We start from the raw sequence: 13,447 nt of genomic DNA, 5'->3' as shown, positions 1-13,447 counted from the left end.
CCAGCCTAGGGGCACCAATGCCATTGCTGAATAGGACGAATCTCAATCTGCTGCAGCGGCCTCTGGCGTTGGTTCGACGCTGTGGGGCATCGCGCCCAGGACAGGGCGCTCGCCGGTCTGCGCATTGCCATCATCATCCAGCCATGTGTAGTGGAACGTCGCGTCGCTGGGCACGTTACCGCCCACTGTCTGGCGCTGCGTACTGAATGGCGTCAACAACGGCGCATCAAGCACGATCGAGCGTTTGCCATCGCCGATCTCCGCCTGCGCCAGGGATATGTAAAACGGCGTCGGGTTATGCAACTGCACAGTGCGGCCCTGGGCTTTGACCACCAGTTGCAAAGGCGCTGTCTCGGCCTTCTTCGACAAGCCTTGGGGGCGATAGATGACTTTCAGCTGGGTGCGCAGCGTGATCGTCAGCCGGGTCGAGCCCTCGCCCAGCGCCTCGCGCGGCCGGGGTGGAATCTCGTACACATTCAGCCAGTACAGGGACTCTCGATCCTGTGCGAACGCCTGCCCGGTAGTCACCAGGCGTAGGCTTCGCTGTTGCCGGGGCTCAAGCCTGAACATTGGCGGAAGCGGCATGATGGGTGCAGTTGCGGTGTCCGGCGTAACATTCAGCTCCCCATTGTCGACCCAGGCCTGAACCACGACTGGATAGGCATTTTGATTGACCAGTGCCAAGGAAGTGTCACGCTGACCTTCACGCACGATGACCCGGGTACGCTCAGCAGTGACACCCGCGCAGGTGACCGTACTGACCAGCGCGACGACGACCAGCAGCAGGCCCTGCGCGTAGCTACTGGACACGTATCACCACTTGCGCAGTGGCCTCGACCCGACCAGGCCTTACCGTCGGCATGGTGCCGATGGAGAGCTTTTCTAATCGAGCTCTGAACGTCTCGGTGTACTGGCCGATACCATTGATAGTGCCTGTGAGGTTGGCGGAATTGCTGACAACCGGGTACCACCCTCGACCCGCTGCACCACTGCCATTGGCAGAGTCTTCATTGGCCAGCAAGTTGATGGGAGCGCCGCCGCGCAGCACGCGAACGCCCACCCCCTGCGCCATTCCCGCCTGGCCATAACGGTCCGACAGCAAGTAGGCCAGACCACCTTGGGCGTTGATCAGGCCCAAGGAAGAGGACGCAGCCAGAGCGCCGGAAGAAACCTTGATGCCAATGGCTGTACCGTTGGCGCTGGCGCTGTTGAGAACAGTGCTCTGGCAGCGGAAATTGATCTGAAAAGGCACCTCGCGGCTGCCCCCGGCGTTGATCTCGCTCACGCTGATCGAGGGAAACACCACATAGGGTGTAACGCTCGATACGCTGCAGGTGGGGTAACGCTTTAGCGTGACCTGGTTGTACAGGCCCAGTGCACCAGGCCAGTTCCCATACCAGCCACTCCAGTTACCGTAGTGGGTTTGCCCTACCGTCGGATAAGCAAGGCCCGGCCCCTTGATCGCGATGTAGGCCGCCTGTTGGGCATAGGCGTAGAGCTGCGACGAGACCGTGTCGCTGTAATAGTTGTACGTAGGGTCTTTCGGTGCGCTGAAAGCTTCCGCACGCACGGCGCTGAGGTTCTTGGCCTTGACCAACTGATAGCCGCGAGAATCGATGTCCAGGCCAGTGAGCCTACGCTCACGCCAGATGTGAGTGAAAGGCTCGCCGCTTGCAAGATGGGTCAAGCGCAACAGCACATTAGGCCAGGCCGTTCTGTAGGCGTCCTGCAAACCCAGGCTCAGGCCGACGCTGTCGCCCCCTTGGAACCAGCCACTGTAGACATCATCGCCATTGGTAGACCACATTTCGTAAACCGCATCTTGCCCCTCGCAGCGAAAAAATACGTACTCCGGATTGTAGCCAGCCGTAGCGCCATACTGGGTGAAGGGGACCACGGAGCTCGCGATCAACGTGCCATAAGGTTGAAAGCTTGGGTCACTGACGTTGATCACACTCGGTATGCCCAATGACCCATTGCACGTGTCGCATGCACCGGCCCAGGCGCCGGCAGTACCCTCCCCGGGCCTGATCGCAGCGTTGGCCGTGGTGTTGGCGGCGCCCACGGAGGTCACTCTGTAGCAGGTCGCCCAGGCGTGTTGAGCAGGGATGAGCAGGATGGCCGTCAGCAGCCAGGACCTGAGCGTCATGATGGTTCCTCTTTGAGCGTGCATATGCTTTTCAGGTGAATGAAGCCCTGACTGTTGGCGGCTGTGGCGCTGTTGACGTCGTAGGGCAGCTGGCATCGCTGGCTAGGGCCGGCGCCCCAACGCACCAGCAAGCGCCCGCTGTCGGCCTGGGCGCGTGCATACACTTGCCCGCCCTGGCCTACCATGCCAAGGGTCGTGCCCTGTTCGTCGACCACGTCGGCTCCCAGGGGGATTGCCCTACCGCCCGGCAAGCTGGCCTGGATCAACAAGGCATGCCCAAGCAAGGTCTTGAAGTCGACCAGCACGGAAGCACCGGCATAAGGGGCCACCTTTCGCTCGGTTTCGATCAACTCGGCCTGTTCACCCATTCCACTGGGGTCAAGCCCGACAGGGTTGTATCGGTAAGGTGACAAAGAGGGCACCACCGCATACCCATCAGCGTTCACACGTGCCCCCTGCCCACCCCGGATGATCGCGCCGCCCGCGCCCTTGGCCCGCACCAGCGCGAAGGTATCCCCGACGTAGGGACCCAACGTGAGACCACCCTCATGCACCACGGCCGCTCCGCGAATGCCGCCATTGATCTGCCGATAGTCGGCGCTTTGCGAAAAGCCGCCATTGAAGGTGGCAACGGCACTCTGCGCCTGCAGGTTGCTGGTCCAGTTCGTCCCGCGCCCGGCGCTGTCACGGCTGGCCGCGATCGCGTAGCTCATGTCACGCTGTGCGCCCATCGTACCGTTGATACCTGTCTGGAAACTGCTGCCTTTCGTATCACCTGAGCGCCGGGTCACCATTGAGCTGATGGTCGGTGCCCGGCTCGAGCTGCCCAAGGGCATGGAGAAGGTCAGCGTCAGGGTATTGCTGCTATTGCTGGTGTCGTACACGTCCGCCGGGTTCGTGAAACTGAGTTCTGAACTTTCCGCCTTATCGCGGTACCAGGTGGTGCGCTGACGTGAATAGGCCAGGCTGTAGTTAAGCTGTCGCCAGGTGTTCGAGTAACCGAACTGCACCTGCGTATCACGGCTCTTGCCGTCGTAATAATCGCTTCGCGACCCGGACAGATACAGGTTTCCATACCCGCCCAGCCCTTGACTGACCAGCACGGTCAGCTGGTTCCGCTGCTTGAAGCTGGTCGAGTCCCAACGTTCACCGCGCACGGTGGCCTGCCGGGCACCCAGTGCGTCGGCCAAATCCCGATAACCCTGAGTTGAGTATCTGTACCCGGCAAGATTGAGCGTGGTGTTGGTAGGCTGGAAGGTGCGGCTGTAGCTCAGCCCCATGCGCCAGCCTTGCCTGTGCTGACGGTTTTCTACCGTGGCACTGGAAAAGGTGCTGTTGAGCCCGAACGCGCCATAAGGCGTTGCCAGCACGCCGCCGCCCAGCACAGCCAAATAGTCCTGCGCTACCCGAGCCCCGAGGTTGGCGGACACTGCGTTGGTCAGGCCCCGTTGGTAAGTGGCCTCGGCAAAGACGCCCTGGTTGGTATCAGTCTGGCGGACCTGGCCTAAGGTTGCGCTATAGCGCGAGATGCCCGGGCGGATTGAGTCGGGCACTGCCGCATAGGGCACGGTGAAGCGCGTGATACTGCCGTCAGCTTCGATCACCTGCACGTCCAGGTCACCGTTGTAAGCCGTGCCGTACAGGTCGTCGATAACGAATGGCCCAGCCGCTACGGTGGTTTCTTGAACCTTGCGGCCATTCTGGCTGATCACCACGCGTGCATTGCCCGCCGCCGTGCCGCGTACCTGCGGAGCATACTGACGCTGAGAGTCCGGCAGCATGCGGTCGTCGCTGGCCAGGCGCACGCCGCGAAAGCCGATGCTGCCAAACAAGTTGCCTTCGGTGAAGCTGTCGCCCACCGTCAGCTCGCTTTGCCAGGGCGCGATTGCGCGCTGTGCATAGGTGCGAATGCTGTTCCAGCGGCTGACCGCGGTGCCACCGAAACTTGAGTAGCTGTAGTTGGACTGATGCCGCAAACGCCACAGCCCGACGTTCAAGCCCGTGTTCAGCCCCAGGTAACCATAATTGGCAGCTTCGCTTTCTGACGCTTGATAGCGAGAGTTGTAAAGGCTGGCGTCATAGTTGACGAAGCCCATGGCACTGCCCGCGTCCCAGTCCTGCGGGTCGACGTAGCCGCGCGGCTTGATGTAGAGCAATGCTTGGGGTACTGAAAGGTCCAGGCGCAAGCGGGCGGAGTCGTATTGAAACATTGATCCCGGCAGCCGCTTGCTCAGGGCCATGCATTGGGTCGAATCGACGATGGGCGTCTCGACCTTGCGCGCGTTCATGTGCTGGTGCAGGAACTGCTCGGACAAACAGGGTTCGACCACATCGTTTTGCGGCCGAAAGCTCACTTCACTTCGGTTGACGTATTGCGTGTTCACATACACGTCGACAAGGTAAGTACCTGGATCGACCTGCTGCGCCTGGTTGAAACGCTCCAGGTTGCCGCCGGCCAGACCCGAGCCGAGTAGCAGGCTGTCATCGAAGCGGTAATCGCCTTCGCCGTGGGCTAACCGCGCCATCAGTAAGGCAACACCACCTAGCAGGGCCGTGTTGCGCCGCAGGTTAGCGCTGCAACACATGAGTGATGCCCACGCGTGCGCCATAGTCGTTGATCAACTGCGCCCTGAGCTCGGGGGCTTTGCCCTCGAGCAGGCCGCCCCCCTCCGGCGCCCAACGCACCGAGCCGTAGGGCGGCACCATGGTGGCATGCAGCTTTACCTGGCGGTTACCCGCGGTGAGCGTCGCAGCCCCGAATGAGGCATAGAACCCCGTTGGGTTATCCACAAGCACCTGCCAGCTGGCGCCCTGGCCCACGAGGCTAAAACGCAGTTTTTCAGGCAATTGCTCAACCGTTCCGGCAATGGCAGCAGGGCGGTAGAACAGCTTCAGGCGATTACGCAGGATGAGCAACATCTGGTTGCTGTCGGCGTGCGCGGTATTGCGTGGCGGGATCTGCAGCACGTTCAGATAAAAGACCGATTCCCGGTCGCCGGGTAACGCCGAGCCGGTATAGATGAGCCTGAGGGACTGCCCGCTACCCGGGGCCAGACGTGACACGGCCGGGTTGACCATGAACGGGGCCCCGGCAGTTTCGGGCGTGGAGGCCGGGTCACCGGAATCCACCCAGGCTTGCACGACATTGGCGAAGGCATCCTGATTGGTGAGTTGCAGCGTTTTTTCCTTTGCATCCCCGGGGTAGATGACCCGGGTACCGGTCACCACTACGCTGGCCTGGACGAATGCGGTACCCGTCATGCCCAGCACCAGCGCAAGCGCAATGGCGACCGAACGAAGCCGGTCTGCTGACGAAGTTCTCATGCATTTACCTCGAAGGCCTGCCGCCATGAGTACTGTCCAATGGCGGCAGTCAGAAAGCTTGGCGTGCACGCATCACTCGTAACGCAGGGTGTAAGTGACGGCGCCCAGGACAGGGCCTGCGGTGACGGTGGCTGCCTCGGAGACATAACGCACGGCATAGTCATGGCTTGTAGACGTCTGGCCGGCGCTCAGGACGATTTGCCCCGCGCTGACTGCCGCCCCACCTGCCAGGTTTACCGGGCTACCGCCGGGTGCATCGAGCAACTGCAACGCAACGCCTGTGGCGCCGTTGGTGGCCGTGTTGGTCAGGTTGCCCAGCGTTGTAGGGTTGGTAGCTTGAAACAGCGTCGTGAATTGCTCGTTGGCGTCGGCTGGCGCAGCGCAACCGGTCAGGCGCAGCGTGAATTTGGTTTCCCCGGTGTTCTTGCCGGAGCCGCCGATCAGCGCACTGGCTGGCACACTTTGCATGACGACGGTTGGCTCGGTGTTGCCATCGACGACAGCCGAGCAAGTCTGGTCAGTGACCTCCCCGCTGAACGTAATGGTATTGGCCGCGCTGGCCAGGCCAGGGGCAGTCATGGTTGCAGCTACGGCGATAGCGATGGCACGAATGTTCATTACGACGTCCTGTGGTTGTTGTGTAGGCTGCACATAGAATGCAGCGATGGCGCTGGCGGATAACTCAGACGAGTCTTAAAACAACCACTGGCTGCAGTGCCCCGCACCGCATGGCCCGCACTTTTTTCAGCAGGTAATTTCTTGACCAGAGACCAACTCGAAACCCGGCAAACGCTGATCTATTTCGCCACCGTGCTGGCGGCCTGCGCTTTCGGCCTTTTCACCAGTGGGGGTGCTTCAGTGCTGGAAGTGCTGATCACACCCGCCATCGCCATGCTGATGTATGCCATGTTCTTGCAGATACCCTTTCTGGACCTGCGCGCGAGCCTGGCCAATCGACGGTTCATGGTTGCCTTGCTGTTGGCCAATTTCGTGCTGGTGCCCTTGCTGGTGTGGGCCCTGACCCGCGGGCTGACGGGCCAGCCGGCATTGTTGGCAGGCGCCTTGCTGGTACTGCTGGCACCCTGCATCGACTACGTGGTGGTGTTTACACACATGGGCAAAGGCGATGCGCGGCTCATGCTGGCCGCCACGCCCGTGCTGTTGCTGCTGCAACTGCTGCTGTTGCCGTTTTACCTGGCGCTCATGCTCGACGATGGCCAGCCGTTGAACCTGGTGATAGGGCCTTTCGTACAGGCGTTCGTAGCGATGATCGTCGTGCCGTTGGCCTTGGCCGTGTGGACCAGTGCCCTGGTCGGCAAGTGGCGGGGGGTGAGCCGGTGGAACGATGCCTGGGCCTGGATGCCCGTACCGGCGATGGCGCTGGTGCTGTTCGTGGTGATCGCTTCACAGATCCGGGTCGTGTTGCACGACCTGCCGCAACTGTTGCCAGTAGTGCCGGTTTACCTGGGCTTTGCGCTGGTGGCACCGGCCATCGGCTGGGCAACAGCGAGGCTGCTGGGCTTGCCGGCACAACAGAAGCGCGCCGTGATGTTCAGTGCGGCGACGCGAAATTCGCTGGTGGTACTGCCGTTGGCGCTTGCCTTGCCAGAGCAGTGGCGCACGCTGGCGGCCGCGGCGGTGATTACCCAGACATTGGTCGAGCTGATCTGCGAGCTGGTCTACGTGCGGGCGATTCCGGCGATCGCCCGCACGTAAACGGCATCAGCTCACCACGTGCAGGTAATGCAGGTGGCGCTCGTACTGGTCGAGGATGTCGCCGATCACATCCTCGCGGCTCCAGCCCATGACATCGTAGTCCTGCCCGCCTTCGCGCAGGTACACCTCTGCCCGGAAGTATTTGCGCGCATCGCTGTTGTCATCGGCGTCGCGCATGACGAAGCTCGGCGTATTGAATGCCCGGGGGCGTACCTCGTACTTGAAGCGCCCTTCACCGGCATGGGAAAGCTCGAGCGTGATGCGGCCGTCGTCACGCTCGTCCACGGTCACCTCATAGCCCTGTTTGCGCAGTTCCTGGGCCACTTCCTCGCATGCGGGCTTGACCACGTCGGCGATGAAGCGGGTAACGTGCGCCCTGCGCGGCATCATGGCGATGTTGCGCAAGCGGCGCTGCCAGCCGCCGTGGTTCTGACGGCCCTGCCGCTGGCCTGGCAATGCCTGGGTGCGCAGCCCACGCCGTGTGGCGTCGAGCCCCAGGGCCTTGAACAACCCCCAGATGGAGAACAGCAGGATGATCGCGAACGGCAACGCGCTGGCAATCGTGGCCGCCTGCAGTGCTTTCAGGCCGTTGGCCAGCAGCAGGGCAATGGCCACCGCGCCCATGCTGACGGACCAGAACACGCGCTGCCAGAGTGGTGACTGACCCCTGCCGGACGAAGCCAGCATATCCACCACCAAGGCGCCCGAGTCGGCCGAGGTGACGAAAAACACCACGACCATCAGCACCGCCACCATCGAAATGGCTGTCGACCAGGGGAAGTGCTCAAGGAACGCGAACAACGCCAGCGAGCTGTCCTGGTCGACCACCGCGGCCAGGTCCTTGATGCCGCCGTGCAGGATCATGTGAATGGCCGAATCGCCAAACACCGTCATCCACAGCAAGGTGAACCCGGCCGGCACGAATAACACGCCGCAAACGAACTCGCGAATGGTGCGGCCACGCGAAATGCGGGCAATGAACAGCCCCACGAACGGCGACCAGGACAACCACCAACCCCAGTAGAGCAAGGTCCAGCCGCCAATCCAGTCGGTGGGTTCGTAGGCAAACAGGTTGAACGTCTTGTTGACGATGTCGGACAGGTAGGCACCTGTGTTCTGCACGTAGGCTTGCAGCAGGAACACCGTAGGGCCTAAAGCCAGCACGAAGACCATCAGAAGCACGGCAAGGCCCAGGTTGAGCTCCGACAGGATACGGATGCCCTTGTCCAGGCCGCTGGCCACCGACAGCGTGGCCAGTGCGCAGGTAACGGCGATCAGGATGACCTGCACGGTGGTGCTGATCGGAAGGCCGAACAACTGGTTCAGCCCACTGTTGATCTGCAGCACACCGTAGCCCAGCGAGGTGGCGACGCCAAATACCGTGCCCAGGATGGCGAAGATGTCCACTGCATGGCCGATAGGGCCGTAGATACGCTCACCGATCAAGGGGTACAGCGCCGAGCGCAGGGTAAGCGGCAGCCCGTTGCGGAAACTGAAGTAGGCCAGGATCAACGCCACGATGGCGTAGATCGCCCAGGCATGCAGGCCCCAGTGGAAGAAGGTGATGTTCATGGCTTCGCGGGCGGCGGCGACGGTATTGGGGTCACCCACCGGCGGGTTGATGAAGTGCATCACCGGTTCGGCTACACCGAAGAACATCAAGCCGATGCCCATACCGGCAGAGAACAGCATGGCGAACCAGCTTTTGTTGGGGTAGTCGGGCTCGCTATGGTCCGGGCCCAGCTTGATGTCGCCATAGCGGCTTACGGCCAGGAAGACAACGCTGATGAGCACCAGTGCAACGGTGAGGATGTAGAACCAGGCTGCATTGGTGACAATCCATTGTTGAACCTGCTCGAAGACGCTTTGCGCATGCGCCTGGAACAGGGTGGCGTACAACACCAATAACAGCACCAGCACCGCACTGGTGTAAAAGACGGGTGGGTTGATGGTGCTCCTGCGTTGTTGTTCTTCAGGCATAGGCGTTACTCCTTCTGGCGTTCAGCGCTGCGCTCCATGGTTGGGCAGCCAAAACACGACTACCCGTGGCGCATGATGCATGGAAGATGCTGAAACCTTACCGTCAGTTCCAGCAATTCCAAAACTTAACCGCTTCGCTTGCCGTACAGAAGGCTTTGAATCTGTCAGCCGAGGTTACGCTTTAGCTCGGTAATGTGCTCTGGGCCAATGCCGCAGCAGCCGCCCACCATGCTGGCGCCGCGTTCACGCCAGTCCTTGGCCCAGGCGAGGTAGCCCGGTGGGTCCAGGTCTTCGCGCAACTCGTCCAGCCCGTCGTTGGCGGTAGCCTCTTTGGGCTGCGGAGGGAAGGCGTTGGCGTAGGCACCGATGGCCACCTCTGCGCCTTGCTGGCCGATAACGGCACGGGCGACGTCAATGGCCGCGCCGATTACTTCCGGCTGGCTGCAGTTGAACAGCACCGCTGCGGCGCCCAGTCCGACTACCGCTTGCACGGCATCAGCCACCGGCTCACCGGAACGCAGGCGCGGCACTGTATCCACGTCCTCGTCCTGCAAAGTGAACGACACCCAGAACGGGCGGCCGTCTTTGGGCAGGTGCGCATGGATGGCACGTACTTCGGCGATGGCGCTTTGGGTTTCGGCCAGCCACAGATCAACGTGTGGCGCCAGGCCGGCGAGCAGCGGCTTCAATACTTCTTCGACCCGCTCAGGCTGGAACAGGTCAGGGCGGTAAGAGCCGAACAGCGGTGGCAGCGAACCCGCTACCTTGACCGGGTGCGCAGCATTATCGGCCGCATGACGCGCCAGCTGGCCGGCGGTATTGGCCAACTGCTGGCCTTCTGCAGCAAACCGTTGCTCGCCAATGTGGAACGGCACGACCGCATAGCTGTTGCTGGTAATGACCTGGGCACCCGCGGCAATGAACGCCGCATGCACACCTAACACGGCCTCCGGCGCTTCTGTCAGCGCCAGCGCCGACCATTCGGGCTGACGAAACGGTGCGCCGCTGCGCTGCAGTTCACGGCCCATGCCCCCGTCGAGAATAACCATCGCGCGCTGTGTCATATAACTACTCTGAAGGTACTTATGAATAAAATTCATTATGAGAGAAAGGTTTATAACTATTAAATACACTTTCTCTTTTTTGGCAAACTTTTCAGGTATGTACATGCGCTTTTCTACTGTGCTCGGCGCGGGCCTCGTGTTGCTCGCCACTGCGTCCCAGGCCCTGGCAGGCACCACGCTGGAGCGGGTTGAATCGCGCAAGGAAATGGTCAACGTGTTGATGGAGAGCTACCCGCCGTTCTCCTTCCTCAATGATCAGAACCAACTCGACGGCTTCGACGTGGATGTGGCCAAGGCTGTGGCCGACAAGCTTGGCGTGAAGCTGCGCCTGGAAACCCCGTCGTGGGACGTGATCGCCGCCGGCCGCTGGAGCGGCCGCTACGACATCTGCATCTGCTCGATGACGCCCAGCAAAGCCCGCGCCGAAGTGTTCGACTTCCCGGTGGAATACTACGCATCGCCGGCGGTGATCGTGGTCAATGCCAAGGATGAGCGCATTCATGGGGCCAAGGACCTGGATGGGCGCAAGGTAGGCTTGACCAGCGCCTCCAGCTACGAGAGCTACCTGAACAAGAACCTGGTGATCGAAGGCAAGGAAGACCAGAAGATCGACTACCCCTTCGACTTTGTGCAGATTGCGCCTTACGACACCGACAACGTCGCTTTCCAGGACCTGGGCCTGGGCGCGGGCGTGCGTCTGGATGCCATTCTTACCAACCTGGTGACCGCGCAGCCGCGCCTGACCCAGGACAAGCGCTTCAAGCTGGCCGGTGCCCCACTGTATGAAGAGCCCAACTCGGTGGCCATCGAAAAAGGTGACCCTGAATGGGATGCCAAGGTGCGCCAGGTGTTTGCCGAACTGAAAGCCGATGGCACGCTGGCCAAGCTGTCGCAGAAATGGATTGGCGCCGACATCAGCAAATGAGCACCTTCCCTTCTTCCCCCAAGCCCGCGGCCAAAGCCACGGGCGCCAGCCTGTTCGGCTTTCGCACCCGGCTGCTGCTGACCTGGCTGGCGCTGTTCGGTCTGTTCGTGGCGTTCTTCCTCAGCTTCGACCTGAAGTTCGCGATCATTGTGGAGAAGTTTCCCAACCTCGCCGGCTTCAAACTGGGCCCAAACGGCTTTTTGCAAGGCGCAGCGCTGACCTTGTTCCTGTGCCTGTGCTCAATGGTGGTCTCGGTGCTGCTGGGCTTTGCCGCAGCCCTGGCGCGCTTGTCCGGCAGTGCGGTGCTGGTCGGTATCGCCAGTTTCTACACCTCGTTCTTCCGCGGTACGCCGCTGCTTATCCAGATTCTGCTGATTTACCTGGGCCTGCCACAGGTCGGCCTGGTGCCCGGCGCAATCAGCGCAGGCATCATTGCGTTGTCGCTGAACTACGGCGCTTACCTCAGTGAAATCTTCCGCGCCGGCATTCTCGGCGTGGCGCGTGGCCAGCGCGAAGCGGCGCTGGCGCTGGGCATGCGCCCGCCGCAGACGTTCTGCTACATCGTGCTGCCCCAGGCCATGCGGGTGATCATTCCGCCCACGGCCAACCAGTTCATCTCGATGCTCAAGGATTCATCGCTGATTTCGGTGATGGGGGTGTGGGAAGTGATGTTCCTGGCCCAGTCGTACGGGCGCTCCAGCTACCGTTACCTGGAAATGCTGACTACCGCGGCAATCATCTACTGGGTACTGTCGATTCTGCTGGAGCTGGTGCAAGCGCGCCTGGAACGGCACTTCGGCAAGGCGTACCAGCGCTGAGCAATGCCTGGGCGCAGCGGGCACATGCAAGAACGGTCGCCCGAAGGCGACCGCTGGTGGGTGGGGCGACAGTCGGCTAGTCCTTGCTGACGGCGTCCTTCACATCGCCCACCACTTGTTGGGCTTCACCCTTTTTCTCCTGCACCTTGCCCTTTACCTCCAGCTCGGTATTGCCAGTCGCTTTACCGACGGCTTGCTTGACCTTGCCAACCACTTCGTTGGCCATGCCTTTGACTTTGTCAGACGTGCTGCTCATGGTTTTTCTCCTTCAACGACATCAGTACATGTGGGTTGGGGTTACACCAGTGAAACGGGCAGACCTGGGCGGGTGATCACACATTCACGACTCGGGTCTTGCGTGAGGACAGGGCGAAGCGGCCTGCCACAACGCTCAAGGCAGCGCCAAGCAGCAGGGTTACCAGCGTGCCCCAGGCGGCTTTGGACACGTTGCTGGCCGCTACCTGGGCAGCTTCACGCGCCTGTTGCTCTGCCTGGTCTTTCAGCACTTGCACCTGCTCGGCGGCTTGCTGGTAGGCACGGGCATAGTTATCGACGATCTGCTGGGCCTCCTGCTGGCTCTTGCCTGTGCGCGCCGCCACGATGTTGACCAGGGCCTGCTTGTCTGCCGCGCTCAGCGCAGGCTCACCGGCCTTGCGTACCCGGTCGAACCATTGCTTGAGCTGGTCAACGGCCTGGGTCGGGTCCTCGGCGGCAATACGGCCCGCCGACTCACCCTGCGCCTGCGCCTGATCGGCCTGCTGCTCCAGGTTCGACGGGTTCAGTTCGGCCTTGCCGGACTGCTGCAGGGTCTTGTTCAGCTCCGCTTCCAGGCTGTCCCAGTCGAGCGAAATGCCCTGCTTACCCAGGCGCTCTTTGATGCCTTGGCCGACTGCCGGTGCGGCGGCAGCCACACCATCCGCGGCAAGCGACAGGCCTTTACCGGCAATATTGCCGGCAGTGCCGACCACGCCCCCGGCCAGCGAAGCCAGCAGCCAGGTCGCCAGCAATGTGGTCACCGTCCAGCTCAACAGGCCATGCAGGCCACCGCGGCCCGGCGCCGTGCGGCCGGCAACCCAGGCACCGGCGGCGACCGAAACCAGGGTGCTGACGAACAACCACACCCCCGCACCGGTGCCAAAACCACGCAGCGGGTTGCCATCGGCCATCGCGTCAACGGCCCCGGCCCCGATGGCGGTGCCCAGCACACTGAGTACCAGGTAGGTAGCCAAGGCAATGGCCCCCCCGGCGAAAACTGCACTCCACGACACCCGCAGCGGGCTCACGGCATTTGCCGGGGTGCTTACATAGGCTTCAGTCATCTATGCATCCTCGTCAATGGGAACTGGCTGCACCGGCCACGGGTGCCTGATGCAACGTCATGGCCAGTTTGCGGGTCCCATGCAAGGGTGTATTGATGCATCTGCCCCACCCGCACTAGTGCATTGGCACCAATCTGCCGGTGCCTGCTGCG

The 13,447-nt window shown here is 61.8% G+C and carries 12 protein-coding genes; 3 read left to right on the top strand and 9 right to left on the bottom strand.

What is annotated here, in order from left to right; all coding sequences use genetic code 11:
• Positions 1-42 precede the first annotated feature (42 nt).
• The 5 genes from GEV39_RS03235 to GEV39_RS03215 form a co-directional block, all read right to left on the bottom strand.
• Positions 43-810 (bottom strand): fimbrial biogenesis chaperone, encoded by a 768-nt coding sequence (locus tag GEV39_RS03235; RefSeq protein ID WP_173887537.1) that lies wholly within the window; start codon positions 808-810, stop codon positions 43-45.
• Positions 800-2,149, bottom strand: a complete 1,350-nt coding sequence (locus tag GEV39_RS03230) for a fimbrial protein (RefSeq protein WP_173891641.1) — start codon at positions 2,147-2,149, stop codon at positions 800-802. The genes GEV39_RS03235 and GEV39_RS03230 overlap by 11 nt, the downstream gene beginning before the upstream one ends.
• Entirely contained in the window at positions 2,146-4,734 is a 2,589-nt protein-coding gene (locus GEV39_RS03225) for a fimbria/pilus outer membrane usher protein (protein ID WP_173887536.1), read from the bottom strand. The genes GEV39_RS03230 and GEV39_RS03225 overlap by 4 nt, the downstream gene beginning before the upstream one ends.
• The gene (locus GEV39_RS03220) at positions 4,718-5,473 is read right to left on the bottom strand and encodes a fimbrial biogenesis chaperone (protein WP_173887535.1); all 756 of its coding nucleotides are present in this window, start codon (positions 5,471-5,473) and stop codon (positions 4,718-4,720) included. The genes GEV39_RS03225 and GEV39_RS03220 overlap by 17 nt, the downstream gene beginning before the upstream one ends.
• Before the next feature lie 72 nt (positions 5,474-5,545).
• Positions 5,546-6,091 carry a fimbrial protein gene (locus GEV39_RS03215; RefSeq protein ID WP_064314581.1) on the bottom strand — a complete coding sequence of 182 codons (546 nt, stop codon included), beginning with the start codon at positions 6,089-6,091 and terminating at the stop codon, positions 5,546-5,548.
• Positions 6,092-6,232: 141 nt separating this feature from the next.
• Between GEV39_RS03215 and GEV39_RS03210 the strand changes: the two genes are divergently transcribed.
• On the top strand, positions 6,233-7,189 hold the full coding sequence (locus tag GEV39_RS03210) for an arsenic resistance protein (protein ID WP_173887534.1): 957 nt from the start codon (positions 6,233-6,235) through the stop codon (positions 7,187-7,189).
• 6 nt (positions 7,190-7,195) lie between these two features.
• On the opposite strand, the gene betT is transcribed toward GEV39_RS03210, so the two are convergent.
• Positions 7,196-9,169, bottom strand: a complete 1,974-nt coding sequence (betT, locus tag GEV39_RS03205) for a choline BCCT transporter BetT (protein WP_173887533.1) — start codon at positions 9,167-9,169, stop codon at positions 7,196-7,198.
• 164 nt (positions 9,170-9,333) lie between these two features.
• Positions 9,334-10,218 carry a homocysteine S-methyltransferase family protein gene (locus tag GEV39_RS03200; protein ID WP_173891640.1) on the bottom strand — a complete coding sequence of 295 codons (885 nt, stop codon included), beginning with the start codon at positions 10,216-10,218 and terminating at the stop codon, positions 9,334-9,336.
• A 118-nt stretch (positions 10,219-10,336) separates the two neighbouring features.
• On the opposite strand from GEV39_RS03200, the gene GEV39_RS03195 reads away from it, so the two are divergent.
• Complete coding sequence (locus GEV39_RS03195) at positions 10,337-11,158, top strand: ABC transporter substrate-binding protein (protein ID WP_009686082.1); 822 nt, start codon at positions 10,337-10,339, stop codon at positions 11,156-11,158.
• Positions 11,155-11,976 (top strand): amino acid ABC transporter permease, encoded by an 822-nt coding sequence (locus GEV39_RS03190; protein ID WP_029884901.1) that lies wholly within the window; start codon positions 11,155-11,157, stop codon positions 11,974-11,976. The genes GEV39_RS03195 and GEV39_RS03190 overlap by 4 nt, the downstream gene beginning before the upstream one ends.
• A gap of 76 nt (positions 11,977-12,052) precedes the next feature.
• Here GEV39_RS03190 and GEV39_RS03185 read toward each other — a convergent pair whose 3' ends face one another.
• Both GEV39_RS03185 and GEV39_RS03180 read right to left on the bottom strand, forming a co-directional pair.
• Positions 12,053-12,232 carry a CsbD family protein gene (locus tag GEV39_RS03185; RefSeq protein ID WP_029884902.1) on the bottom strand — a complete coding sequence of 60 codons (180 nt, stop codon included), beginning with the start codon at positions 12,230-12,232 and terminating at the stop codon, positions 12,053-12,055.
• 76 nt (positions 12,233-12,308) lie between these two features.
• On the bottom strand, positions 12,309-13,295 hold the full coding sequence (locus tag GEV39_RS03180; RefSeq protein WP_009686079.1) for a hypothetical protein: 987 nt from the start codon (positions 13,293-13,295) through the stop codon (positions 12,309-12,311).
• Between the last annotated feature and the right edge of the window lie 152 nt (positions 13,296-13,447).

Source organism: Pseudomonas sp. NY5710 (assembly GCF_013305665.1).
Lineage (GTDB): Bacteria > Pseudomonadota > Gammaproteobacteria > Pseudomonadales > Pseudomonadaceae > Aquipseudomonas > Aquipseudomonas juntendi.
The sequence above is the reverse complement of the archived record's forward strand: the minus strand, read 5'-3'. Positions and strand labels throughout refer to the sequence as shown.